The sequence below is a fragment of the Pseudomonas sp. PME37.24/006 genome (assembly GCF_055556635.1).
Map to the genome: position 1 here is coordinate 298,958 of NZ_JBVHNL010000001.1, position 25,763 is coordinate 324,720.

General features: G+C 61.2%; 20 protein-coding genes. 8 read left to right on the forward strand and 12 right to left on the reverse strand.

Annotated elements, in window-relative coordinates:
- Positions 1-194 precede the first annotated feature (194 nt).
- The 4 genes from ettA to ACZ3GY_RS01385 all read left to right on the forward strand — a co-directional run bounded on the left by ettA (position 195) and on the right by ACZ3GY_RS01385 (position 6,961).
- Positions 195-1,859 carry an energy-dependent translational throttle protein EttA gene (gene ettA, locus ACZ3GY_RS01370; RefSeq protein WP_465908679.1) on the forward strand — a complete coding sequence of 555 codons (1,665 nt, stop codon included), beginning with the start codon at positions 195-197 and terminating at the stop codon, positions 1,857-1,859.
- Positions 1,860-2,127: 268 nt separating this feature from the next.
- Positions 2,128-3,462: an NADP-specific glutamate dehydrogenase gene (gene gdhA, locus ACZ3GY_RS01375; RefSeq protein WP_465908680.1), complete on the forward strand. Its 1,335-nt coding sequence runs from the start codon at positions 2,128-2,130 to the stop codon at positions 3,460-3,462.
- Positions 3,463-3,728: 266 nt separating this feature from the next.
- Complete coding sequence (locus tag ACZ3GY_RS01380; protein ID WP_463563610.1) at positions 3,729-4,193, forward strand: hypothetical protein; 465 nt, start codon at positions 3,729-3,731, stop codon at positions 4,191-4,193.
- 245 nt (positions 4,194-4,438) lie between these two features.
- Positions 4,439-6,961 carry a PepSY domain-containing protein gene (locus tag ACZ3GY_RS01385; RefSeq protein WP_465908681.1) on the forward strand — a complete coding sequence of 841 codons (2,523 nt, stop codon included), beginning with the start codon at positions 4,439-4,441 and terminating at the stop codon, positions 6,959-6,961.
- Here ACZ3GY_RS01385 and ACZ3GY_RS01390 read toward each other — a convergent pair.
- The 6 genes from ACZ3GY_RS01390 to ACZ3GY_RS01415 form a co-directional block, all read right to left on the reverse strand.
- Positions 6,958-7,926 (reverse strand): peptide ABC transporter ATP-binding protein, encoded by a 969-nt coding sequence (locus ACZ3GY_RS01390; protein ID WP_465908683.1) that lies wholly within the window; start codon positions 7,924-7,926, stop codon positions 6,958-6,960. The two genes, ACZ3GY_RS01385 and ACZ3GY_RS01390, sit on opposite strands and share 4 nt — an antisense overlap.
- Positions 7,926-8,900 carry an ABC transporter ATP-binding protein gene (locus tag ACZ3GY_RS01395; RefSeq protein WP_465908684.1) on the reverse strand — a complete coding sequence of 325 codons (975 nt, stop codon included), beginning with the start codon at positions 8,898-8,900 and terminating at the stop codon, positions 7,926-7,928. The genes ACZ3GY_RS01390 and ACZ3GY_RS01395 overlap by 1 nt, the downstream gene beginning before the upstream one ends.
- Positions 8,901-9,029: 129 nt before the next feature.
- Positions 9,030-9,938 carry an ABC transporter permease subunit gene (locus ACZ3GY_RS01400; protein ID WP_225835321.1) on the reverse strand — a complete coding sequence of 303 codons (909 nt, stop codon included), beginning with the start codon at positions 9,936-9,938 and terminating at the stop codon, positions 9,030-9,032.
- A 127-nt stretch (positions 9,939-10,065) separates the two neighbouring features.
- Positions 10,066-11,076, reverse strand: a complete 1,011-nt coding sequence (locus ACZ3GY_RS01405; protein ID WP_465908685.1) for an ABC transporter permease subunit — start codon at positions 11,074-11,076, stop codon at positions 10,066-10,068.
- 150 nt (positions 11,077-11,226) lie between these two features.
- Positions 11,227-12,816, reverse strand: coding sequence for an ABC transporter substrate-binding protein (locus tag ACZ3GY_RS01410; RefSeq protein ID WP_465909208.1), 1,590 nt, complete (start codon positions 12,814-12,816; stop codon positions 11,227-11,229).
- Positions 12,817-12,992: 176 nt separating this feature from the next.
- Positions 12,993-13,559, reverse strand: coding sequence for a cupin domain-containing protein (locus tag ACZ3GY_RS01415; RefSeq protein ID WP_465908686.1), 567 nt, complete (start codon positions 13,557-13,559; stop codon positions 12,993-12,995).
- A gap of 187 nt (positions 13,560-13,746) precedes the next feature.
- Here ACZ3GY_RS01415 and ACZ3GY_RS01420 point away from each other — a divergent pair, with 187 nt between their 5' ends.
- Positions 13,747-14,976, forward strand: a complete 1,230-nt coding sequence (locus ACZ3GY_RS01420) for a M24 family metallopeptidase (RefSeq protein ID WP_465908687.1) — start codon at positions 13,747-13,749, stop codon at positions 14,974-14,976.
- A 278-nt stretch (positions 14,977-15,254) separates the two neighbouring features.
- Here the strand turns inward: ACZ3GY_RS01420 and ACZ3GY_RS01425 are convergent, their stop codons facing one another.
- Both ACZ3GY_RS01425 and ACZ3GY_RS01430 read right to left on the reverse strand, forming a co-directional pair.
- A complete protein-coding gene (locus tag ACZ3GY_RS01425) occupies positions 15,255-16,853 on the reverse strand; it encodes an ABC transporter substrate-binding protein (protein WP_465908688.1) in 1,599 nt (532 codons plus the stop codon).
- Positions 16,854-17,097: 244 nt separating this feature from the next.
- A complete protein-coding gene (locus tag ACZ3GY_RS01430) occupies positions 17,098-17,808 on the reverse strand; it encodes an SIMPL domain-containing protein (RefSeq protein ID WP_463563618.1) in 711 nt (236 codons plus the stop codon).
- Positions 17,809-18,060: 252 nt separating this feature from the next.
- On the opposite strand from ACZ3GY_RS01430, the gene ACZ3GY_RS01435 reads away from it, so the two are divergent.
- A complete protein-coding gene (locus ACZ3GY_RS01435; RefSeq protein ID WP_463563619.1) occupies positions 18,061-19,320 on the forward strand; it encodes an ATP-binding protein in 1,260 nt (419 codons plus the stop codon).
- 15 nt (positions 19,321-19,335) lie between these two features.
- Positions 19,336-19,896, forward strand: coding sequence for a response regulator transcription factor (locus ACZ3GY_RS01440; RefSeq protein WP_463563620.1), 561 nt, complete (start codon positions 19,336-19,338; stop codon positions 19,894-19,896).
- 34 nt (positions 19,897-19,930) lie between these two features.
- On the opposite strand, the gene ACZ3GY_RS01445 is transcribed toward ACZ3GY_RS01440, so the two are convergent.
- Positions 19,931-20,866 carry a LysR family transcriptional regulator gene (locus tag ACZ3GY_RS01445; protein WP_465908690.1) on the reverse strand — a complete coding sequence of 312 codons (936 nt, stop codon included), beginning with the start codon at positions 20,864-20,866 and terminating at the stop codon, positions 19,931-19,933.
- Between the two features lie 140 nt (positions 20,867-21,006).
- Between ACZ3GY_RS01445 and ACZ3GY_RS01450 the strand changes: the two genes are divergently transcribed.
- Entirely contained in the window at positions 21,007-22,221 is a 1,215-nt protein-coding gene (locus ACZ3GY_RS01450; RefSeq protein ID WP_465908691.1) for a cation:dicarboxylate symporter family transporter, read from the forward strand.
- A 19-nt stretch (positions 22,222-22,240) separates the two neighbouring features.
- On the opposite strand, the gene ACZ3GY_RS01455 is transcribed toward ACZ3GY_RS01450, so the two are convergent.
- The 3 genes from ACZ3GY_RS01455 to ACZ3GY_RS01465 are packed head-to-tail and all read right to left on the reverse strand — an operon-like array spanning position 22,241 to position 25,694.
- Entirely contained in the window at positions 22,241-22,777 is a 537-nt protein-coding gene (locus ACZ3GY_RS01455) for a hypothetical protein (protein WP_465908693.1), read from the reverse strand.
- Between the two features lie 41 nt (positions 22,778-22,818).
- Positions 22,819-24,417: an argininosuccinate lyase gene (locus ACZ3GY_RS01460; protein ID WP_465908694.1), complete on the reverse strand. Its 1,599-nt coding sequence runs from the start codon at positions 24,415-24,417 to the stop codon at positions 22,819-22,821.
- Positions 24,418-24,452: 35 nt separating this feature from the next.
- A complete protein-coding gene (locus ACZ3GY_RS01465) occupies positions 24,453-25,694 on the reverse strand; it encodes an OprD family porin (RefSeq protein WP_465908695.1) in 1,242 nt (413 codons plus the stop codon).
- Positions 25,695-25,763: the final 69 nt, after the last annotated feature.

Consider the following 25,763-nt stretch of genomic DNA (forward strand, 5'->3'; position numbering starts at 1 on the left):
TAGTGCCAACTGGTTTTCTTCGGGCTACGCGCAACCGTGCTCGAGTGCCATGAGCTAGTCTTGCCGTTCCAGCGAGCGGGCTGTCGAAATCAGCTTGATCGGTTCGCCCGGCGCGACATTTCTCCGTTTGCGTGACGCACCGTCTTGGCATAGGGTGCGCGCCATCGTTGCCATTTATGAGTGAGGTCTGAATTTTGGCTCAATACGTCTACACCATGCATCGGCTAAGCAAGGTTGTGCCGCCGAAGCGCGAGATCCTCAAGAACATTTCCCTGTCGTTCTTCCCGGGCGCCAAGATCGGCGTGCTCGGCCTCAACGGTTCGGGTAAATCCACTCTGCTGAAGATCATGGCTGGCGTCGACACCGAGTTCGACGGCGAAGCCCGTCCGATGCCCGAGCTGAATGTTGGCTACCTGCCGCAGGAGCCGCAGCTCGACCCGAGCAAGACCGTGCGTGAAGTGGTCGAGGAAGCCGTGAGCGGCATCAAGGATGCCCAGGCGCGTCTGGACGAGGTGTACGCCGCCTACGCCGAGCCGGATGCCGACTTCGACAAGCTGGCCGCCGAGCAGGCCAAGCTGGAAGCCATCCTGCAGGCCAGCGATGGCCATAACCTGGAGCGCCAGCTGGAAGTCGCCGCCGACGCCCTGCGCCTGCCTGCCTGGGATGCCAAGGTCGAGCACCTCTCCGGTGGTGAGAAACGCCGTGTAGCGCTGTGCCGCCTGCTGCTGTCGGCCCCTGACATGCTGCTACTGGACGAACCGACCAACCACCTGGACGCCGACTCTGTCGCCTGGCTGGAACGCTTTCTCCATGATTTCCCCGGCACCGTGGTGGCCATCACCCACGACCGTTACTTCCTCGACAACGTCGCCGGCTGGATTCTCGAGCTCGACCGCGGCGCGGGTATCCCGTACGAAGGCAACTACTCCGGCTGGCTGGAGGCGAAGTCGTCCCGTCTGGCGCAGGAGTCCAAGCAACAGTCGGCCCATGAAAAAGCCATGAAGGAAGAGCTGGAGTGGGTGCGCAAAGGCGCCAAGGCCCGCCAGTCCAAGTCCAAGGCTCGTCTGCAGCGTTTCGAGGAAATGCAGTCCCAGGAATTCCAGAAGCGCGCCGAGACCAACGAGATCTACATCCCGGCCGGTCCGCGCCTGGGTGACAAGGTCATCGACTTCAAGAACGTCACCAAGGGCTACGGCGACCGTGTTTTGGTCGAAGACCTGTCGTTCAGTGTGCCGAAAGGCGCCATCGTCGGCGTCATCGGTGGTAACGGTGCCGGTAAGTCGACCCTGTTCCGCATGCTGATGGGCAAGGAAACGCCGGACTCTGGCAGCATCGAGATTGGCGATACCGTGCAAATGGCCTGTGTGGATCAGAGCCGTGACGACCTGGATGGTAGCAAGACCGTCTGGGAAGCCGTTTCCGATGGCATGGATCAGATCAAGATCGGTAACTACGAAGTGCAGTCGCGTGGTTATGTGGGCCGCTTCAACTTCAAGGGCGCCGACCAGCAGAAGTTCGTCAAGGATCTCTCCGGTGGTGAGCGTGGCCGCTTGCACCTGGCGCTGACCCTGAAGGAGGGCGCTAACGTTCTGCTGCTCGACGAACCGTCCAACGACCTCGACGTGGAAACCCTGCGCTCGCTGGAAGATGCGTTGCTGGACTTCCCTGGCGCCGCCATTGTGATCTCTCACGATCGCTGGTTCCTGGATCGCGTGGCGACCCACATCCTCTCCTACGAGGACGACGGCGTGCTGTTCTTCGAAGGTAACTACACCGAGTACGAAGCCGACCGCAAGAAGCGCCTCGGCGACGCCGCCGCCCAGCCGCACCGGGTACGGCACAAGAAGCTGGCGCAGTAAGCGCTGTAAACGAAAAACGGGGCCGAATGGCCCCGTTTTTCATTATGGCCGTCAGCGCCAGCCTTTTCTCTTGATGGGTGTTTTGGTGCGTAGTGCGTTTTATTTTGGTGCGAAATTTTCGGGGCTATAAGCCGTTTTCACGCATTACTTTATGTATAGGCACCAAAAACTTTCATAAAAGCGTCATTTTGCCCTTTTTTAGGGCGCGTCGTTCTTGCTAGAGTCGCGGCCACTTTATTTCGCGGCGCAGGGACGCCAGGAGCTTTTCATGACGCTTTCCGTAGACCGTTTTCTCGACCGCCTGAAGCAGCGCGACCCCGATCAGCCTGAATTCCACCAGGCGGTGGAAGAGGTGCTGCGCAGCCTGTGGCCGTTCCTCGAGGCCAATCCTCATTATCTGGAGGCGGGAATCGTCGAGCGCATCGTCGAGCCCGAGCGGGCAGTGCTGTTCCGGGTGCCGTGGGTGGATGATGCGGGCAAGGTGCAGGTCAATCGCGGTTTCCGTGTGCAGATGAACAGCGCCATCGGCCCGTACAAAGGTGGCCTGCGCTTCCATCCGTCGGTGAACCTCAGCGTGCTCAAGTTCCTGGCCTTCGAGCAGACCTTGAAGAATTCCCTGACCTCGCTGCCCATGGGCGGTGGCAAGGGTGGCGCGGATTTCGATCCCAAGGGCAAGAGCGATGCCGAAGTGATGCGCTTCTGCCAGTCGTTCATGAGCGAGCTGTACCGCCATATCGGTGCGGATCTCGACGTGCCGGCCGGTGATATCGGCGTTGGTGCCCGCGAGATCGGCTATATGTTCGGGCAGTACAAGCGGTTGGCCAACGAGTTCTCCTCGGTACTCACCGGCAAGGGCCTGAGCTACGGCGGCAGCCTGATCCGCCCCGAAGCGACCGGCTATGGCTGCGTGTATTTCGCCGAGGAAATGCTCAAGACCCGTGGCCGCAGCTTCGACGGCCAGCGCGTGGCGATCTCCGGCTCCGGCAATGTGGCGCAGTACGCGGCGCGCAAGGTGATGGATCTGGGTGGCCAGGTCATCTCCTTCTCTGACTCGGAAGGCACGCTATACGCCGAAGGCGGCTTCAGCGAGCAGCAGTGGCTGGACGTGATGGAGCTGAAGAACCGCAGGCGCGGTCGCCTCAGTGCCTTGCAAAGCAGCGATCTGCGCTTCCTGGCTGGTCAGCGGCCGTGGAGCCTGGCGTGCGATATCGCCCTGCCATGCGCGACCCAGAACGAGCTGAATCTGGACGACGCCCGCACGCTGCTGGGCAATGGCTGCGTGTGCGTCGCCGAAGGCGCCAACATGCCGACCACCCTGGACGCCGTGGATCTGTTCATCGAGCACGGTACCCTGTTCGCGCCCGGCAAGGCATCCAATGCTGGTGGTGTTGCTGTCAGTGGTCTGGAGATGTCGCAAAACGCCATGCGCTTGCATTGGAGCGAAGGCGAGGTGGACGAGAAGCTGCACGGCATCATGCAGTCCATCCACGCTGCCTGCGTGCGCCACGGCGAGGAAAACGGCACCATCAACTATGTGAAAGGCGCCAATATCGCCGGCTTCGTCAAAGTGGCGGATGCGATGTTGGCCCAGGGCGTGGTTTAAACGCAGCACGCGCAGCAGGACAATCCTGCTGCGCTATCCCACCCCCTCGTCAGGCAGGGCCATTGCCCTGATCGATCTGGCAGCCAAAACATCTTCTGTTGGATCCAGCACAACGGCCGTTCCGTTATGGGTTCTGACTCGCAAAAAACACTCAACCATCTCCACTGTCACGACTCTTACACACAAGAGGATGAAAATGCCTCCCCGTTGCGGCAGCAGGATGTCGTCGCGGGTCAGAACAACACTGGATTAACGAGAGTCGTGTAATGAAATCGATCCCTGGAATGCTCGAAGGCGCAATGGCCGTCCGCTTCTATCAAAGTGTGAATGGCCCTTTCCCCATCGAAGTCGGCGCCGCCGTGCCTGGCTCGAGCATGTCCGCCATCGTCAAACCGACTGTCGAGCTGGCAATGCTCGACCCCGTGAGTGAAGAGGAGCTTGGGCTGTCGCTTCTGGAAGCCGAAGCCACCGGGTTGCTGCCAGAAAAGGTCTGTGACCAGCTCAATGCTTTTCTCGGCGGGCACCGGGTCAATTGCACCAGTACGGCCGAGGTCGAGGCTATCACCCATCTGTTCCGAGCCTGCGCCATCGAGCCGGAGTTTCAGCTGGCGACGCTGGATGCTGCCGCGCTGTATCTGCCCAAGGCACCGCCGGTGGATCAGTACCCGGAAACCATCGCCCGGGATCTGTTCATACTCGCCAAACCGTTCGAAGCGCGTCGGCTGCGCTAAGCAGCGCCTCGGGTCTTTACATAGGTAAAGATGCGAATATCTGTTGCATGATAATCACTATCGAATAGACTCCCGCCTCAAATGGCCCGCTTGATTCGGCGCCATACCAGTCGGCTGACCAGCCCCGCCCATGCTTCGCGCTGGCGGGGTTTTGTGTGTTCTGGGAATGAGTTCGCTCCCTGACCGCGTCCTCGGCAGCCCACTGACTTCCTCCACTGCGGCGCGTGTTTTCAGAGTCGATTCCGGTGTTCAAGAAAATCCTCTTCCAGTTGCACTGGTTTTTTGGCATCACTGCCGGCCTGGTGCTGGCCCTGATGGGCGTGACCGGCGCGCTGTACAGCTTTCAGGAAGAGATCCTGCTGGCGATCAACCCGCAGATGGCGGTGACGGCGCAGCCGGGATTGGTACTCGAACCCGGCGAGATGATCGAGCGTTTGCAGGCCCAGGGCATCAGCGTGTCCGGCCTTTACGTGGATACCGAGGGCGGCCAGCCAGCGCGGGTTTTCCTGACACCGCCGCCGGGCGAGCGACGCGGCGGTGTGCGTTTCGTCGACCCCTACACCGCCGAATCACTAGGCGAGCCGCGGGGCATGGCGTTCTTCGGTCTGATGCTGCAGCTGCATCGCTTCCTCGCCATGGGCCAGACGGGCCGGCAGATCACCGGCGCCTGTACCATCGCTCTGGTGTTCTTTTGCCTGTCCGGGCTTTATCTGCGTTGGCCGCGACGGGTGTTCAGCTGGCGCGCCTGGCTGACGTTCGACTGGGCCAAGAAGGGCCGTGCCTTCAATTGGGATCTGCATGCAGTGGTCGGCACCTGGTGCCTGCCGCTTTATCTGTGTGCGGCGCTGACGGGCCTGTATTGGTCATACGACTGGTACCGCAGCGGCCTGGAAACCCTGCTCAGCGATACGCCGCGTGAAGCAGGTGAGGGGCGCGGACGACGCGGCCCGCCACCCGATGGCCAGCCAATGCCTGAGGTGAACTACGCGAACCTCTGGCAAGGCATTCAGCGAACGGCGGGCGACAAGCTCGGCGTTTACAGCCTGCAACTGCCCAATGCGCTCGGCCAGCCGGCGCGGGTGTTCTTCATGCTGCGCGACGCCGAGCACACGCGCGCCTTCAATCAGATGCAGCTCGACCCACTGACCGGCGAAGCCAAACAGGTCGAGCGCTACGCCGACAAGTCGTTCAAGGCGCAACTGCTGGCCAGCGTCTACGCCCTGCACACTGGTGAGTACTTCGGCATGATCGGGCGGGTGTTGATGATGGTCGCCAGTCTGCTGATGCCCTTGTTCTTCATTACCGGCTGGTTGCTGTATCTGGACAGGCGGCGCAAGAAGCGTGCGGCGCTGGCGGCGCGCCAGGCGCTGGTTGGCGGCGAAGGGGGGGAATCCTGGCTGGTGGGGTTCGCCAGCCAGAGTGGCTTCGCCGAGCAACTGGCCTGGCAGACCGCCGGGCAATTGCAGGCCGCCGGCATGACGGTGGAGGTGCAGCCGCTGGCGCGCATCGATACCGCCAGGCTGAGCGTCACACCCCGTGCACTGCTGGTTGTCAGCACCTTTGGTGATGGTGAGGCGCCGGACAGCGCGCGCGGCGTCGAAAGACAATGGCTGGCGGCGACGTTGGATTTACCGCACCTGCGCTACGCGGTACTGGCCCTCGGTGATCGGCAGTACAGCCAGTTCTGCGGCTTCGCCCGTCGCCTCGACGACTGGTTGAGCAGCCGCGGCGCCCAGCGTCTCGGCGAGCGTGTCGAGGTTGACGGCGATGATGAGCAGGCACTGCTCGGTTGGCAGCGGCAACTGGCCGACCTGACCGGGGTGCAGCCGCTGCCCGTGCAACAGGTGCCCTTCGATGGCTGGACGCTGCGCGAGCGTACCTGCCTTAACCCCCTCGGCCAGGGCCAGAGCACCTGGCTGATCGGCTTGCAGCCTCCGCCCGGCGCCTTGTGGGAGGCTGGCGATATCCTGGAGATTCTGCCGCGCAATGGCGAAGCGCAGGTCAGTCGTTGGCTGCACGAGCATGGCTTGCAGGCACTCGAGTCCGTGGTCATCGAGCCGTTGGGCCACACGCTCGGCGAGGCACTGAGCGCCCGCCAGTTACCGTACAGCGCCAGCCATCTGGTTGGTCTGCATGCCCAGGCGCTGCTCGATGCGCTGGTGCCGCTGCCGAGCCGTGAGTACTCCATCGCGTCCTTGCCCGAGGACGGCAAGCTGGAGCTGATCGTGCGCCAGCAACACCTGGCTAATGGGCAGTTGGGTGCGGGCTCCGGCTGGTTGACCGAGCACCTGCCGGTTGGCACACAGCTGCTGGCGCGGGTGCGGCGCAACAGTGGTTTTCATGCGCCCGCGGATGATCGGCCGGTGATCCTGATCGGCAACGGCACGGGCTTGGCCGGTCTGCGCAGCCTGCTCAAAACACGCATCGCGGCCGGTCATACGCGCAACTGGCTGCTGTTCGGCGAGCGCAGTGTCGAGCACGATTTCTACTGCCGTGACGAGCTGCAGGGCTGGGTGAGTGGCGGCCAAGTGCAGCGTCTGGATCTGGCTTTCTCCCGCGATCAGGCGCAGCGCATCTACGTGCAGGATCGCCTGCGCGAGGCTGCCAACGAACTGCGTAGCTGGGTGCAGGCCGGCGCTGCTGTGTACGTATGCGGAAGCTTGCAAGGGATGGCGGGTGGCGTGGATGTGGTGTTGCGCGAGGTACTGGGCGATGAGCCTGTCGACGCCCTTGTCGAGCAAGGGCGCTACAGGCGGGACGTTTATTAAGCCAACTGCTCCGCGTGGTGGCACGCCACTTCGCGGCCATCGAGCGGACGCAGCAGCGGTAGCTCTTCCTGGCAGCGCTCGGTGGCATAAGGGCAGCGCTTGTGGAAGGCGCAGCCCGATGGCGGGTTCAGCGGGTTGGGCAGCTCGCCGACGATCTTGATCTTCGGCTTGGCCGGATCCGGATGGATGGTCGGCGTGGCCGACAGCAGCGCCTTGGTGTACGGATGCAGCGGGCGTTCGTAGATACGCTCGCTGGGGCCGATTTCCGCCGGACGGCCGAGGTACATGACCAGTACATCGTCCGCCACGTGGCGCACCACCGAGAGGTTGTGGGAGATGAACACGTAACCGGTCTTGAACTCTTCCTGCAGATCCATGAACAGGTTGAGCACCTGGGCCTGGATCGACACGTCCAGCGCCGAGGTCGGCTCATCGGCCACCAGCACCTTGGGGGTGAGCATCATGGCGCGGGCCAGGGCGATGCGCTGGCGTTGGCCGCCGGAGAACATGTGCGGGTAGCGCTGGTAATGCTCGGGGCGCAGGCCCACCTGGCTCATCATCGCCTGAACTTTCTCACGTCGTTCAGTGCGTGACAGGCTGGTGTTGATCACCAGTGGTTCGGCCAGTTGATCACCGATCTTCTGCCGCGGATTGAGCGAGGCGTAGGGGTTCTGGAAGACCATCTGCACATCGCGGCGCAATTGCTTGCGGGTCTGTGCACTGGCGCCATTCACCTCATTGCCGGCGATCTGCAGCGAGCCCGAGGAGGGCTCTTCGATCAGCGTCAGAGCGCGCGCTAGGGTGGATTTGCCGCAGCCGGATTCGCCGACCACGGCCAGGGTCTTGCCTGCCTCCAGCTGGAAAGACACGCCGTTGAGCGCCTGTACTGTGGCGTTGGGTTTGAACAGCCCTTGGGACACGGCGTAGTGACGCGTCAATTGGCGTGCGGTCAGGACGGTCGTCATCACGCCACCTCGGCATTCAGATTGAGCGGGAAATGGCAGCGCACGGCGCCACGCTCGTGGGGTTCCAGTGCCGGGCGGCGTTCATGGCAGCTCGGCTGTACGTAGGGGCAGCGTGGCGAGAGTAGGCAACCTTTGGGCCGGTCATAGCGCCCAGGCACGATGCCGGGCAGAGTCGACAGGCGCGTGGCGCCCAGGCTGTGTTCGGGAATCGCCTTGATCAGCGCTTCGGTGTAGGGATGGGTCGGCGCATCGAACAGCGTCGGCACCTGGCCCAGCTCCACGGCCTGGCCTGCGTACATCACGCAGACCCGGTTGGCGGTTTCGGCAACCACGGCCAGGTCGTGGGTGATCAGTACCAGGCCCATGTTCTGCTCGCGCTGCAAATCGAGCAGCAGCTCCATGATCTGCGCTTGAATCGTTACGTCGAGGGCGGTGGTGGGTTCGTCGGCAATCAGTAGTTTGGGCTCGGCGGCAATCGCCATGGCAATTGCCACACGCTGGCTCATGCCACCGGACAGCTGATGCGGATAAGCCTCGAGGCGGCTGGCCGCACCCGGAATCTCTACCCGTTCGAGCAGTTGCAGGGCACGCTGACGAGCTGCCTTGCCCTTGAGGCCGAGGTGCTGGCGCAGCACTTCTTCGATCTGGAAGCCGACGGTGAAGCTGGGGTTCAGCGCGGTCATCGGATCCTGGAAGATCATCGACAGATCCTTGCCGACGATATGACGCCGCTGCCGACCCTTGAGGGTGAGCATGTCGGTGCCGTCGAATACCAGGCGATCTGCGCGGACGATGCCAGGTGCGTCGATCAGGCCCATCAGCGCCATCATGGTCACCGATTTGCCAGAGCCGGACTCGCCGACGATGGCCAGCACTTCTCCCTTGTCGACGTTCAGGTCGAGACCATCGACCACCGGCACGGCGTTGGCGTCGCCGAAGCGCACGCTCAGGTTGCTGATTTCCAGCAGGCTCATCGGGCGGCCTCCATCGAGTAGCGTGGCGCCGGATTGGCCGTCTCACGTAGGGTGAACCGGGGCACGCAGCTGACGCCACCCGTCCACCGGGGCATTGGCACGGATTGGAGGTTGTTCATGGTGACCTCCTCAGATCGCGTTCTTGAGCTTGGGATCCAGCGCATCGCGCAGGCCGTCGCCCATCAGGTTGATCGCCAGCACGCTGAGCAGAATCGCCAGCCCTGGCAGCGTGACGACCCACCAGGCACGCTCGATATAGTCGCGGGCCGACGCCAGCATGGTGCCCCACTCGGGTGTTGGCGGTTGCACGCCCAGGCCGAGGAAGCCCAGGGCAGCGGCGTCTAGGATTGCCGAGGAAAAACTCAGGGTCGCCTGCACGATCAACGGTGCCATGCAGTTGGGCAGCACGGTGATGAACATCAGGCGCGGCAGGCTGGCGCCGGCCAGGCGTGCGGCGGTGACGTAGTCGCGGTTCAATTCGCCCATCACTGCAGCGCGGGTCAAGCGGACGTAAGACGGCAGCGAGACGATGGCGATGGCGATCACCGTGTTGATCAGCCCTGGGCCGAGGATGGCGACGATGGCCACGGCCAGCAGCAACGACGGCAGGGCCAGCATGATGTCCATCAGGCGCATGATCGACGGGCCCATCAGGCGCGGGAAGAAGCCCGCCACCAAGCCCAGCAGTAACCCGGGAATCAGCGAGATGATCACTGAGGCGAGGCCGATCAGCATCGACAGGCGAGCACCGTGGATCAGCCGCGAAAGCAGGTCGCGGCCCACTTCATCGGTACCCAGCAGGAACTGCCATTGTCCGCCTTCGAGCCATACTGGCGGGGTCAGCAGGGCATCGCGAAATTGTTCGCTGGGCGAATAGGGCGCGATCCATGGGGCAAACAAGGCGCAGAACACAATCAACACCATGAAGCCGAGACCGGCCACGGCGCCCTTGTTATGGCTGAAGGCGCTCCAGAATTCCTTCATCGGTGACGGGTAGAGCAGGCTCTGGTCGAGAGGCGTGGTGGTGGTCGAGGTCATGGGCGCGCCTCATGGGTATTTGATTTTGGCGTAGCCCGGGTCGAGCGAAGCGACACCCGGGACAGGGCAGGGGTGCTGGCAGGAAATTCCCAGCAAGCCAAAGGCAGGGACATGGAAAGCTCCTTTATTAGCGCTGGTGGCGGATGCGTGGGTTGGCCAATCCATAGAGGATGTCCACCACGAAGTTGACCAGGATCACCAGGCAGGCGATCAACAGGATGCCGTTCTGCACCACCGGGTAGTCGCGTGCGCCGATCGATTCGATCAACCATTTGCCAATCCCCGGCCAGGAGAAGATGGTTTCGGTCAGCACGGCGCCTGCCAGCAACGTACCGACCTGAAGGCCAAACACCGTCAGCACCGGAATCAGCGCGTTGCGCAGGCCGTGGATGAACACCACACGGGTGGGCGAGAGGCCCTTGGCGCGTGCAGTGCGCACATAGTCTTCGCGCAGCACTTCGAGCATTGCCGAGCGGGTCATGCGGGCAATCACCGCCAGTGGGATGGTACCCAACGCGATGGCTGGCAAAATCAAGTGGCGCAGGGCATCGACGAACGCGCCGTCTTCATCAGAAAGCAGGGTATCGATGAGCATGAAGCCGGTTACCGGCGGTATGTCGTAGAGCAGGTCAATGCGCCCGGACACCGGTGTCCAGCCCAGCCATACCGAAAAGAACATGATCAGCAGCAGGCCCCACCAGAAAATCGGCATCGAATAGCCAGTGAGTGAGATGCCCATCACGCCGTGATCGAACAGAGAGCCGCGCTTCAGTGCAGCGATAACCCCGGCGATCAGCCCCAGGGTGCCGGCGAATAGGAGCGCGGCCAGGGTCAGTTCCAGGGTGGCGGGAAACAGGGTGGTGAATTCGTCCCAGACCGGCGTGCGAGTCCGCAGCGATTCGCCCAGGTCACCCCGCGCTAGTTGGCTGATGTAGTCGATGTACTGAGCGTACAGCGGCTTGTTCAGGCCCAGGCGCTCCATGGCTTCGGCGTGCATCTGCGGATCGACCCGGCGTTCGCCCATCATCACTTCCACGGGGTCACCAGGAATCATGCGAATGAGTGCGAAGGTCAGCAGGGTGACGCCAAAAAAGGTGGGAATCAGCAGGCCGAGGCGGCGCGCAATGAAACTCAGCATGGGGGTGGGTAACTCCTAATCAGGACGGCATCGAGCAGCAGGGAATTCTGGCGATTCCTTCGCTTACTTGCAGGTTAGCTGTTCGACCACGACGTGCCCCGGGTGTTTTACCCGGGGCACGTCGTTCTGGGACGGTTGCGCGACAGGCTATCAGTCGTTGCTCACGCCGATGAAGCTGTTGCGACCGAAAGGGCTGATCTGGAAGCCTTTGACGCTGGTGCGCATCGGTTGGTAGACCGTGGAGTGGGCGATCGGGGTGATCGGCACTTCACGCTTGAGAACCACCTGAGCCTGACGATACAGCTCGCTGCGCTGCTCCTGATCGGTGACGCGCTTGGCGGCTACCACCAGCTTGTCGTACTCGGCATCGCACCACTTGGAGAAGTTGTTGCCGTCTACCGAGGCGCAGCCGTACAGGGTGCCGAGCCAGTTGTCGGGGTCGCCGTTGTCACCGGTCCAGCCGATCAGCATGGCGTCGTGCTCGCCGGCATGGGCGCGCTTGATGTACTCGCCCCACTCATAGCTGACGATACGAGCCTTGATGCCGACCTTGGCCCAGTCGCTCTGCAGCATCTCGGCCATCAGACGGGCATTGGGGTTGTACGGGCGTTGAACGGGCATGGCCCACAGGGTGATCTCGGTGCCTTCTTTCACGCCGGCAGCCTTGAGCAGTTCCTTGGCTTTTTCCGGGTTGTAGGCGGCGTCCTTGATCGATTCGTCATACGACCACTGGGTCGGCGGCATGCCGTTCACGGCAAGCTGGCCGGCGCCCTGGTACACGGCGTCGATGATCGCTGACTTGTTCACCGCCATGTCCAGCGCCTGACGCACTTCGAGCTTGTCGAATGGCGCGCGGGTGACGTTGTAGGCGATGTAGCCGACGTTGTAGCCAGGCTCGGTCGGTACGTTGAGATTCTTGTCCGCCTGCAAGGCCTTGAGATCGGCCGGGCGCGGGTTGAGGGTCACGTGGCACTCACCGGCGCGCAGCTTCTGTGCACGTACCGAAGCATCGGTGTTGATCGAGAAAATCAGGTTGTCGATCTTCACCAGCTCGGGCGCCCAGTATTCCTTGTTGCCCTTGAAGCGGATCACCGCGTCTTTCTGGTAGCGGCTGAACACGAAAGGGCCGGTGCCGATCGGCTGCTGATTGATGTTCGCGGCCTTGCCGGCCTTGAGCAACTGGTCGGCATACTCGGCCGAATGTACGGCGGCGAAGCTCATCGCCAGGTTCTGCACGAAAGCAGCGTCCACGGCGTTGAGGGTGAAGACCACGGTCTTGTCGTCGGTCTTTTCGACCTTGGCGATGTTCTTGTCCAGGCCCATGTCGGTGAAGTACGGGAACTCACTCGGGTACGCCTTGCGGAACGGGTGGTTGCGATCGAGCATGCGCTGGAAGGTGAACAGCACGTCGTCGGCATTGAAGTCGCGGGTCGGTGTGAAGTAGTCGGTGGTGTGGAACTTGACCCCTTCACGCAGATGGAAGGTGTAAGTCAGGCCGTCTTCGCTGATGTCCCACGAGCTGGCCAGAGACGGTTGCGCCTTGGTGCCGCCGCGCTCGAATTCCGCCAGGCGGTTGAATATGGTTTCCGAAGCCGCATCGAAGTCGGTACCGGTGGTGTACTGGCCGGGGTCGAAACCGCCCGGGCTGCCTTCGGAGCAATACACCAGGTTACTGGCCTGGGCGAACGAAGCACTGGTGAGCAGTCCTGCGGTGAGCAGAGCCTTACACAGGGGAGACATGCGCATGCGAACCTCTTTTTCTTTTTGTTCGCGCCTGGGTTCAGCGCGAGCTCGGAATGCGGTGAAGGCGGATAGCCCACCGGGTCGAACTCGAAATTAAGTCATGCTGAAATTTCGGTCAACAAAAATTAAGCAGCACTAACATTGCGCATAATTGCCCTGAATTGGGGCGAAATTCACTCGTTGGCAGGGCGGTCGTCGAAAAGCGCCATGGTGGTCATGGTCAGTACTTCGGCAGGAGCATCTGCAGCATTGGCCAGGCGGTGCAGTTTGCCCGCGTCGAAATGCACCGAGTCGCCCGGCCCGAGGGGATAGTCGCGCCCCTCGATGGTGTAGACGATCTGCCCGGTAAGCACATAGGAGAACTCCACGCCCTCGTGGGCGATCAGCTCCGACTGGTAGCCCACCGGGATGTTCATCTTCACCGCGTTGATCGAGTTGCCGGGAAACGAGCTGGACAGGCGTTCGTAGGCCAGCAGCTGGCCGCCCACGGTATAGCGAACCCGCTCGTTGACGTGGGAATCCGGCTGCGCCTGGGCAGGCTGATCGAACAGGACGTTGAGCGGTACATCGAGGGATTTGGCGATGCTCGCCAGGGATGACAGCGACACGCCGGTGAGGTTGCGCTCTGCCTGGGACAGGAAGCTGGCGGTCAGTCCGGCATCTGCCGCTACCTGGTTGAGGGTCTTGCCGGCGGCCCGCCGGTAACGGCGCAAGCGTTCGCCAATGCGATCTGCGGTCATGAAAGGGGCTCGCTGTTCGGATCGCCGCAGTATACCCATGAGCTGCAGGGACTTCAGCTTGAGCGTCATGTCCTTTTTAAGTCTGACTGAAAAATACTTTGACCAAAATTTAAGCTGCACTTAAATTCTGCCGTAGCGAACGACCTGTCGACGATGCCCGTTGCAGGCCTAAGAAGAGGATGCGCAGATGACACTGGGAGTGGGCGGCAGCACGCCAGAGCAGGCGTTGGCACGTTTGCAGGACATGACGGCCGGCAGCGTGCCGATCAGTGATGCGGAATACCAGGCACGCATCGCGCGGGCTCAGGTACTGATGCGTGAGCAGGGTATTTCCGCTCTGTTCCTCTCGGCAGGTAGCAACCTGCAGTACTTCACTGGCGTTAAGTGGAACCCCAGCGAACGAATGGTTGGGGCGATTTTGCCGGCAGATGGCGTGCTGGAGTATCTGGCTCCCACATTCGAGGAAGGCACCGTGCTCGACTTTCAGGTCGTGCCGGGCGTCATCAATACCTGGGAAGAGCATGAAAGCCCTTATGCGCTCCTGCTGAGGTGCCTACGGCGCTTGGGCGTAGCGCCCAATGATGGTGCGCCACCTCAGGTAGGTCTTTGTTCTTCTTTGCCTTTTTTCATGTTTGAAGGCATTCGCCAACTGACCAACGGTTACCGTTTCGTCGATGCCGGGCGTATCACCACGGCCTGTCGGCAGCATAAATCAGCGGCGGAAATCGCTCTGATGCAACGCGCCAAGGACATGACCCTGGAAGTGCACAAAGCTGCCGCGAGCATTCTTCGCGAAGGTATCAGCACGACCGAGGTGACCGAGTTCATTCGCCAGGCCCACTGCAAGGTCGGCGCGCCGGGCTCGATCTTCTGTATCGTGCTGTTCGGGCCGGCCAGTGCCTTTCCGCATGGGGTCAAGCACGCGCAGCACCTCAAGGACGGTGACATGGTGCTGATCGACACCGGCTGCCAGGTGCACAGCTATCTGTCGGACATCACCCGCAGCTACGTGTTCGGTACGCCCAGTGCGCGTCAGCGCGAGCTCTGGGACAAGGAGAAGGTTGCCCAGCAGGCCGCGTTCGAGGCCGCCGTAATCGGCGCGTCGTGTGCCTCCGTGGATGCCGCTGCGCGGCGCAGCCTGGAAGCTGCCGGGCTTGGCCCTGGCTACAAATTGCCAGGCTTGTCGCACCGTACCGGTCACGGCATTGGCCTGGACATCCACGAGGGGCCCTATCTGGTCGGTGGCGATGATACCCCGCTGGCCGAAGGCATGTGCTTCAGCAACGAGCCGATGATCTGCGTGCCGGGCGAGTTTGGCGTTCGCCTCGAAGATCACTTCTACATGACCGCCAACGGCCCACGCTGGTTTACCCAGCCGAGCCATTCGGTGGACGACCCGTTCGGGCTGAACGCCTGAACCGTCCTTAGAACCGATCTTTTTAGGCGACGTAAAGAGACTGCTATAGGCAGGAGCGGACGGTCGCGATCTCGTGGGAGGGGCTTTAGCCGCGAGCTCTTTGCTCTTCAATAGAGCTCGCGGCTAAAGCCACTCCTACAAAAAGAAAGCTCTGCTCACCGTCCGCTATCGCCACCTTGCAGGCAAAGCGCTGAAGTCGATCCTGAAGATTGTGAGCAGGGTCTCAGAAACGAAAACGCCCGGCCAATTGGCCGGGCGTTTTCATTCAGGCAGATGCGTTACTCGATGCTTACACCGTAGAAAGAGTTGATCCCGAAGGGGCTGATCTTGAAGTCCTTAACCCGGATGCTCATCGGCTGATACACCGTGGAGTGGGCGATGGGCGTGTTCTGCACGTCGGCCTTGAGCAGGTGCTGGGCCTGCTTGTAGAGCACGGTGCGTTCTTCCCGATCATTGATCGCCTTGGCCTTCTTCAGCAGCCCGTCGAACTCCTTGTTGCACAGGCGGCTGTAGTTGTTACCGCCGATGGCGTCGCAGCCGTACAGCACGCTCAGCCAGTTGTCGGGGTCACCGTTGTCGCCAGTCCAACCGATCAGCAGGGCGTCGTGTTCGCCGGCCTTGGCGCGTTTGTTGTACTCGCCCCATTCGTAGCTGACGATGCGCGCCTTGATGCCGATCTTGGCCCAGTCGGCCTGGAGCATCTCGGCCATCAGCTTGGCGTTGGGGTTGTACGGGCGCTGCACGGGCATGGCCCACAGGGTGATCTCGGTGCCTTCCTTCACGCCCGCAGCCTTGAGCAATTCCTTGGCCTTTTCCGGGTTGTAGGGGGTGTCCTTGATGGTGTCGTCATAGGACCATTGGGTCGGCGGCATGCCATTCACGGCAATCTGCCCGGCGCCCTGGTACACGGCATTGATGATCGCCTGCTTGTTAACTGCCATGTCCATGGCCTGGCGCACTTCCAGCTTGTCGAACGGCTTGTGCTCGGTGTTGTAAGCCAGGTAGCCAACGTTGAAACCGGCCTGCTCGGGCATCTGCAGTTTTGGATCCTTTTTCAGGGCCTCGAGGTCGGCTGGGCGCGGGAATACGCTGACGTGGCACTCGCCGGCACGCAGCTTTTGCATCCGTACGGATGGGTCGGTGTTGATGGCGAAGATCAGGTTGTCGATCTTCACGTCCTCGGGCAGCCAGTACTCGGTGTTGCCCTTGTAACGAATCTGCGAGTCTTTCTGGTAGCGGCTGAACACGAATGGCCCGGTGCCGATGGGCTTCTGGTTGATGTCGGAGGCTTTGCCAGCCTTGAGCAACTGCGCCGCGTATTCGGCCGAATGAATCGAGGCGAAGCTCATGGCCATGTTCTGAATGAAGGCCGCATCGACGGTGTTCAGGGTGAAGCGCACCGTGTGCTCGTCGACTTTCTCGAGTTTGGCGATGTTCTTGTCCATGCCCATGTCGGTGAAGTAAGGGAACTCGGTGGGGTAAGCCTTGCGGAACGGATCATCCTTGCTGAGCATGCGATTGAACGTGAACAACACGTCGTCGGCGTTGAATTCGCGGCTCGGCTTGAAATAGTCGGTGGTGTGGAATTTCACCCCTTCGCGCAGGTGGAAGGTGTAGGTGAGGCCGTCATCGCTGATGTCCCACTTCTCTGCCAGCCCGGGTACGACGGCCGTGCCGCCGCGCTCGAACTGTGAAAGGCGGTTGAAGATGGTTTCTGCACCGGCATCGAAGTCGGTACCCGTGGTATAGAGCCCAGGGTCGAAGCCGGCTGGGCTGCCCTCCGAGCAGTACACCAGGGTGCTGGCAGCCATGGCGAACGGTGCACTGGCGATCAGCCCCGCGGCTACAAAAGCCTGAATAACGGCATTCTTACGCATGCTTACCTCATGTCTATTATGGTTTTGGTGAGGGGTCTTCAAGAGCAACAGATGCATTCTCCAAATCGTGGAGATGCGTCCGTTAACACTAGACCTTGTTCAGCTCTATGCACGGGATATGCCGAATATGGGGAGGGAAAATAATTCTGCGGAGAATAGGTGACACGACGGTGAGTAAAGGCCGTATTTCGGCGGTGATGCCGCGCAGGCACCGCTGTCGAGTGACAGCGGTGCCTGCTCCGTTTCAGGGCATCTGAATTTCAATAACGCCGTCAGCGCTAAGGGTTACCTGGCTAGTACCGGCTTCGACTTCCGGGGTCACGCTGTCGCTGGAGAACGATGCGGCCTTCATGGCTTCCATGCGCATCGGTGGGCGCACGAAGCCGCCACTGTTGAGGCCCAGGCTGACCAGCTTGTAGCTCTTGCCGCCCAGAGCTTCGGTGGTCAACTGCGCACGTTCCTTGAAGGCCGCAACGGCGTCCTTGATCAGCGCGTCCTCTTCTTTCTTACGCGTGGCGTCGGCGATGCTGAAACTCATGCCGCCCATTTTCAGGGTCTTGAGCATGTCGCCGGTCAGCTTGGAGAGGGCAGCGAAGTCGGCGCTTTCCAGGCGGATCTCGGCACGCTCGCGCCAGGCACTGATTTCCTCACCCTTCTCGTTGTAGACCGGATAGCTGTTGCGGCTGCCTTGGGAAACGCTGACGCCTTTCACACCTCGGGCCTGGGTCAGCCCGGCATTGAGGATGCGGGTGATTTCCGCGGCGAGGGCGGCAGGATCCTTGTGCTGGGCCTCGGTGTACAGGGTGACCTGCATCAGGTCGTGGGCTACTTCATGGCTGACCTGGGTGCTGAGGGAAATCTGGTTGTAGCGGGGCTCATCGGCCTGGGCGGCAATGCTGAACAGGCTAGCTGTGGTGAAGGCCAGAGCAGTGGCGAGGCGGGACAGTGGCTGCATGGTGGTTCCTTATCGATGACGTGTACGGCTGAACGGCCGTGTTCATGAGGGTAGACGAGGCGACTTGGCGATTCGGGTTAAGCTCAGTTGAAAAAATATCTGCCCATCTCTGACCGCTATTTTCGGCAGGTGACTTTTTTATCAGGTGCCTGGGCCGGCAATCATCGTACGACTGCGGCGCGTTGCCGCATCAGGCCGTTGGCGGGCTTGGTTATACTCGACAGGCTCGCCAACGAGCATAGAGGAGTATAGATGCTCGCCCCCGTACAACTGCTGTCCGCCAGTCGCCAGAACCTGTGGCGTTTGACCCTGATCCGTTTCCTGGTGCTGGCTGCGCAGGCCGGTTCGGTTGGTCTTGCCTACAAGTCCGAGTTGCTGCCGCTGCCCTGGCTGCAGTTGAGCATCACCCTTGGGGCCTCGCTGGTGCTGTGCCTGCTCACCGCGTTGCGACTGCGTGGCCCCTGGCCGGTGACCGAGGCCGAGTACGCAATCCATCTCGGTTTCGACCTGATCATTCACAGCGTGCTGCTCTATTATTCGGGCGGCTCGGCCAACCCCTTCGTTTCCTATTATCTGGTGCCGCTGACCATTGCCGCAGCGACACTGCCGTGGCTGTTCACCATGACCCTCGCGGGCATGGCGCTGGCCTCCTACACGCTGCTATTGATGTGGTCGCACCCGCTGCAGTTGCCGGTCGGGCCGCGGGAAAGCCTGCTGGTCTACGGCATGTGGCTGAGCTTCGCCCTGGCGGCGGGGCTGATCACTTTCTTTGTCGCCAAGATGGCCGAAGAACTGCGCCAGCAGGAAAAACTGCGCGCCGAGCGTCGTGAGCAGGGTATGCGTGATCAGCAACTGCTGGCCGTAGCCACCCAGGCCGCTGGCGCCGCTCACGAACTCGGTACGCCCTTGTCTACCATGAGCGTGCTGATCAAGGAGCTGCGCCGCGAGCACCAGAACCCACTGCTGCAGGAAGACCTGGCGCTGCTCCAGGAGCAGGTCAAGCTGTGCAAGGAAACGCTTCAGCAACTGGTACGCGCCGCCGAAGCGGATCGCCGCCAGGCCGTGGTGGAAATGTCCTCGGTGGACTGGCTGGAAACCACCCTGAATCGCTGGCACTTGATGCGGCCTGAGGCCAGCTATCGTTATGAGTGCCTGGGTGTCGGCAAGCCGCCACAATTGATGCCTCCGGCAGATCTGACCCAGGCGCTGCTCAACTTGCTCAACAACGCCGCCGATGCCTGCCCGGAGAACCTGCAGATTTGCCTGGACTGGGATCATCAGTGGGTACGGCTTGCCATCCGTGACTACGGTGCGGGTGTACCCTTGGCCATTGCCGAGCAATTGGGCCGGCCGTTCTTCACCACCAAAGGCAAGGGCAAGGGATTTGGCCTCGGGCTGTTCCTCAGCCAGGCCAGCGTGACTCGCGCCGGTGGCACGGTGAAGCTGTATAACCATCAAGAAGGCGGCACGCTCACCGAGCTCAAGCTGCCACGGGCTTACGTTCGGGCCTGAGTTAAGGAGTGATGTATGAGTGACGAAGCGCTGCTGGACAGTGAAGAACAACCCCATCTGCTGCTGGTCGATGATGACCCTACCTTCACCCGCGTGATGGCGCGGGCCATGAGCAGTCGTGGCTTGCGTGTAACGACCGCTGCCTCCGCTGAGGAAGGCCTGGCCATCGCCACGCAGGACTTGCCGGATTACGCCGTGCTCGACCTGAAAATGGAAGGCGATTCCGGCCTGGTGCTGCTGCCCAAGCTGCTGGAACTGGATGCCGAAATGCGCGTGGTGATTCTCACCGGCTATTCGAGCATCGCCACTGCAGTGGAGGCCATCAAGCGCGGTGCCTGCAACTACCTGTGCAAGCCCGCGGACGCCGACGACGTGCTCGCCGCGTTGCTGACTCAGCATGCCGACCTCGACACCCTGGTGCCGGAAAATCCCATGTCGGTGGATCGCCTGCAGTGGGAGCACATCCAGCGCGTACTGGCCGAGCACGAAGGTAACATCTCGGCGACTGCCCGTGCCCTCGGTATGCATCGCCGTACCCTGCAGCGCAAACTGCAGAAGCGCCCCGTTCGTCGCTGAGTACCGTGTGTTGCCATGAACGCTTGCGGTGCGCTCAGTTCGTGAGTGCGATCTGTTCCTTGCGGTACAGGCTGCTCAACTGACGAGCCAACTGGATGAAATTGCCGGTAGCCGGTGACTGATTAAAACTCCGGCTCGCCAGCGTGATTGGTGCAACCAGGCGGGGTTTGGCATCGCGGATTCGGCGATAGGCGACGCTGTCCACGTGAAAGCCTTTCATGGATGCCGGCACCACTGAAATGCCGGCGCCAGCAGCAACCAGGCTGACGTTGGTCAGCATGCGTTCGATTTCAAATGCTATCTTCGGTTCGAAGCCCGCGTTGCGGCAGGCTTGCATCAGATTGGCATACATACCCGGTGCGCCAGGTCGACGAACCAGAATGAAGTGCTCGCCGGACAGGTCTTTCAGAGCGATGGATGCTTCGCCAGGCCCCTTCAGTTGGGGATGGCCAGCCGGCAAGACCAATAGCATCTCCTCATTGAACAGCCGATGAAACTGCACGCCCTGCGGGCTCGATACCGGTGCGCGGAGGATGCCGACATCGACCCGTTCGTTGGTGACCTGATCGGTCAGATCGCCCGCGTTTCCTTCGTGCAGCGTGATGTTCACGCCTGGATAACTTTTCCGGTATTCACGAATTATTCGGGGAATCAAAGGGTGCGATGCGGCTGAGCTGGTGAATCCGACACTCAAAGTACCCACAATACCCTGCGCCGTGTGGGCTGCCATGGTGGTGGCCCGCTCCACGTGCTGCAAAATCTCCTTTGCTTCACGTAAGAAAATCTCGCCACCGGTCGTGAGGTCGACCCCTTTGGCGTGACGCATAAACAACTCGAAGCCCAGCTCTTGTTCGAGCGCCCGAATCTGCTGACTCAGCGGCGGCTGTTGTATACCCAGTCGGGTTGCGGCGCGTGTGAAGTGCTTTTCCTCTGCGACCATAACGAAGTAGCGAAGGTGGCGGAGTTCCATTCAGTGTTCGCCTCGAGAAAAATTGATAGGGCCACTGTGCGACGGCGACACACAATATCGAATCGATTCCTGGTGGGATAGGATGGGGGCAACATGCTCGGTGCTCTACCGTAAGCGAATAATAAAAATATCAGGCTCCGATGATCGTTCGTCTTGCCCGTTCCCGCGTTACCCTAATCGTGCTGGCCGTTTCGTTTGGCGGCTTGCTGGGTGTCTGGCGGCCAGCGCTGGCCACTCAGATGAAACCTCTCAGCGACCTGTTCATTACCAGCGTGGGTCTGGTGACGCCGGTTGTCATATTCGTGCTGATCTGTTCGAGCGTGGCACGTATGCGGGGTGATGGCGCGACCCTTCACCTCGGCCTCAAGGCAGTTGCCTATTGGCAGCTGATGTCTTTGCTGTCGTTGGCTTGTGGGTTGTCCGTGGCTGCGTTGTTGCGGCCCGGCGGCGATGCCATGGCCGGCGCCGAAGTCTCTGCGGTGGATATGGCGCCGATCAATATCCAGTTCTTTGCGCAGATTCCGGCTCTGCTGTGGGCCGCATTCGCCCAAAGCATCATTCTCAAGACGCTGCTCGCCGCATTTCTGGTGGGCGTGTTGCTGGGACGTGCCGGCGAGCGAGGGCTGGTGTGGCGGCAAGCGCTAGATACCTCGGTCGGCCTGGTCTTCAGGCTGATGCGCGTTATTGTCCTCTTCGCTCCTTTGGCGGCGTTTGGGGCCATTGCATTCACCATCGGCAAGCACGGTCCAGGCGCAGCCGTTCCGCTGCTCAAGTTCGTCGGCGTTGCCTATGCCACCTGTCTGCTGTTCATCGCGCTGGTGATGGCGTTGATGGCCAGGCTGGCTGGAGCGAGCCTGCTGCGTCTGATCGTCCATGTCAGGGAGGAGCTGCTGCTGGTGGCCGCAACGGGTTCATCCGTTGCGGCACTGCCTCGCTTGATCGACAAGCTGGAAGCGGCCGGTTGCGACAGTCAATTGGTGCGTCCGATCCTCACGGCTGGCTATAACTTCAACCTCAATGGCACCAACCTTTATCTGGGCGTCGCCGTGCTGTTCCTCGCACAATTGGCTCATGTCGACCTGACTATCCAACAGTTGCTCACTCTGCTTTTGGTCAGCCTGTTCACTTCCCTGGGGGCGACCAGCGTAGCGGGTTCGGCGTTCATCACGCTTGCCGCGACGCTGAGCGTGGTTCAGATAGTGCCGCTGGAGGCGCTGGGTATTCTCGTCGGCGTCGAGCGGCTAATGAAGTGTCGCTCGTTGACCAATGTGTTGGGCAATTGCGTCGCGTGCCTGGTGCTCGCCCGCTGGCATGACGCTCAGGATCGCGCAAGATTGAGCCGCGTGCTGGGCTGAGTCTTCGCAAGCAGCTGAATCATTGCCATGCCTCAAGTGACAGGTCAGGCCGTTGTACATGAAGGTGCTGCAGTTTGGCGCCGATGCCATCGCCCAGCAGGATTATTTCGCGCAAGGCAGGGAAGTGCCGACGTCGCTCAAGATGATTGATCAGGCCACGCAACACGCTTAGCGCGGTTATTCCATGATATCCGGCGGTCGACGCCTCGCCGCGGCTCCAGCCGTCAGCGTGCCAGCCAGGCATGTCAGGCTGCAGACGTTGGTCATCGGCATCGAGAAAGTGCACGGTAAGGAGCAGGATCTGATGCAGGTCTTGCTCGGGAGGATGAGCTGTTGTGCTCTGTAGTCGTACCACTACCTGCCGAATGTCTGTGGGCGGGTTGTACAGATCGGCACTGGCGCTGACCAGCAGGGCGAAAGTGTGGCCCTCGTCGGCCAGACGCAGTATCTGAACTGACTTCATATTCGCCGAAGCAGGCTTGGCGGTTTTCACCGCTGCGCCGTTAAGCGCAGCGATCGATACGAGCAGCGCTGTGAGCAGTGCTTGGCGGAACATCGCTCAGTCGGCAACCGGTAGTGGCCGGTCGCCGCTCCGTGTCAGTTAGCGTCACGTGCCAGCTTGCCGAAGGCGTCGTCCAGCGCCTTGTCTGCATCCAGCAAGTGTTGACGGCGCTCCTGCATCCAGGCCTGGTCTGTATCTAGCGATTGACCTGCCTCGGTCAGCATGCGCTTGACTTCGGCTGGCTGGGGGCCGCCAGTGCCCTTGCGTGTTTCTACCATGGTGCGCGGTGACAGCGTGGCTCGGAAGGCCGCCTCGTCCAGCGGCAGCCGCTCGGTTTTCCATTTGTATTGCTGCGCGGCTTTGGCGTATAGCCGCTGTGCATCGGTGTAAGGAAAATCTTTCGGCAGCAGCCCCTTGTCGCGAGCTTCTCCGACAATCAGAGAGGCGAAACTGTGGCCGATACGGAACGGCACCTTGTGTTCGCGTTCCAGGGTATCGGCCAGCTCCATGGACGTCGTCCAGTCCGCGTCGAGCTCCTCCATGGCGCGCTCGGGATTGATTACCAGTGCGGCCAAAACCTTGTCCAGTCGCTCGAACATGTCCGTGGCCGAGGTAAATAGCTCCAGAGATTCGAAAGCCGCCTTGTAGTCGGTCATGCCGGTCGTGACATTGTGCGCGCGGAGAGTGGTCGCCCCTGCCAGGCCGACCACGTCTGAGGCTGATTCGCGGGTACGCATCAGCAGGCCCGGATTGCGCTTCTGCGGCATGGCGCTGCTGCTGTAGGTCGAGCTTTCATCGAGTAGCAGCCACGGGCGCGTCTGGTGGTACTGGGTGTGGATGTCGCCAATCAGCGCCCCGACGCGAATCGCCGAGGATGACGCGATGCCTGCGGCCTCCAGAGGAATGTCAAAGGTAGAGATCTGCCCGGCATCCAGGGAGTTTTCCCGTACGCCGTCGAAGCCCAGCAGTTCGCCCAGGCGTTCTCGATTCAGCGGCCAGCCGGAGTTGGCGAGAACCGCTGTGCCCATTGGGCTGAGATTCAAACGAGCGTAGAGCTGGCGAACGCGCTCGGCGTCGCGCTCGAAGGATGCCGCGAAAGCCAGTAGGTAGTGCGCGTAGCTGATCGGCATCGCCTGCACGCCGTTGGTGTAGGCAGGAACCAGGGTGTCGACATGGTCTGCGGCGATCTTCAGCAGGCTGCTGCGGGTGGCATTCAACGCGTCGCTGTAGTCCAATATTTGCCCGCGCAGCACGGCCAGGCGATAGGTGGCGTACATGTCCTGGCGGCTGCGTCCTGAGTGGATCAGCGACGCTTCGGGGCCAATCTTGTCGATCATGATCTTTTCCACCTGCAGCACATCACTGGGGCGTTTGCCGTGCGGCTGTCGCGCCTGGTCGATAACGTGCTGCACGCCGCCAGCGATTCGCCGACCTAGCGGCGCATCGACGATTCCCTCTTCGGTAAGCATGACGATCGATGCTTTGTTGATGCGGTTCATCCAGTCGAACTGGTCTTCGTAAGCACCGCCTTTGGGGGCTTTTCCATCGACGGTGGCGCCGATCTTTTCCGCCTGCGCCGCACACTCTGCCGTGGTTCGGCAGGGCAGGTCAGCGGTGTTGGCTGCTTGCACGCCGTGGGCGAAAAGCAAGGCATAAGCCACCGATAGGGCAATGAGGGTTTTTCTGGGTTGCATGGCGTTTTCTCCGGTCGGATCGCAGTGAGGTTTTGTCAGAACAGCGGCAAGGTGTAGCTGATGATCAGGCGGTTCTGGTCCACATCGTTGCCGCCATTGCTGCGGTAGCTGCCATTACGCCACTTGATGCCTAGATTTCTCAGGGCACCGGTTTGCACCACGTAACCGATGTCTGTGTTGCGCTCCCACTCTTTACCCTCGCGACCGCCTGCGCGCTCGAAATTGTCGCCGCTTAAGTAACGGGTCATGAAACTCAGACCGGGAATGCCGAGAGCGGTGAAGTCATAGTCGTAGCGTGCCTGCCAGGAGCGTTCGTTGGGGCTGGCGAAGTCCGCTGAGATCATCACGTAGTTGACCAGGTAGGAGTTGGTACCCTCGATATGCGGGAAGCCCGTTTCGCCATCCATCTGCTGGTAGGCCATGCCAAAGGAGTGCCCGCCCAGGTTGTAGGTGAACTTGGCACCGAATGCCTTGTTGTCGACATTGCTGTTGCCGTCGTTGCTTGAGTGGGCGTAGCGGATGTCGCTGTCTATGGATTGATCCCCTGACAGGGGAAGGCGGTGCCTGAGATTGACGATGTGCTGTTTGTAGTTCTGGTCGAGGTGGCCGTAGTTGTAGGCTGTAGTGAGGTTCTTATTCCACTTGTAGCTGGCTCCGCCGAAGTTGAACTCGTCGCTGGCCCGGCCTCCGCTGATTCCTTTACCGGCGACCAGCATGTCATCGCTTGCGCTGGCATTGCGCAAGCTGTTCTGGGTCAGGCGACCAAGATCCAAGGTAAGGCCAGCGAGCTCTTTCGATTGCAGTTGCGTGCCGCGAAAGGTCTGCGGCAACAGGCGCGAATCGCTGGGTAGCACAGTCGGCAGCTTGGGGATCAGGGTGCCGACGTGCAGGGTGGTTTTCGACAGGCGAGCCTTGGCTGCCACGCCCAGCTGGCTGTAGTCGTCCGGGGCCTTGTCGTTACCTACAGGTAGCAAGCCGGTGTTTTGCCTATCCGGGCCCGAGTCCAGCTTCAGGCCGAGCAAGCCCATTGCGTCGACACCGAAGCCTACCGGGCCCTCCGTAAAGCCCGACTGGTAATTGAGCAAAAAGCCCTGAGCCCATTCATCTCGCTTGGGCTGGCTGGCACCATCCTGGCGGAAGTCATGGTTGAAGTAGAAGTTGCGTAGTTCGAGGGTGGCTTTGCTGTCTTCGAGAAACGCTGCCTGAGCGGCGAGTGGCAGGGCGAGGGTCGTACCGGCTGCGAGCGCAGCGGTCAAACGCGAGGCGCATCTGATCATTTTGAAGGTCTCGATTCATTGTTGTTATTCGTATGTCGCCAGTCGAGTGGCGGCGCACTGCAGATTAAA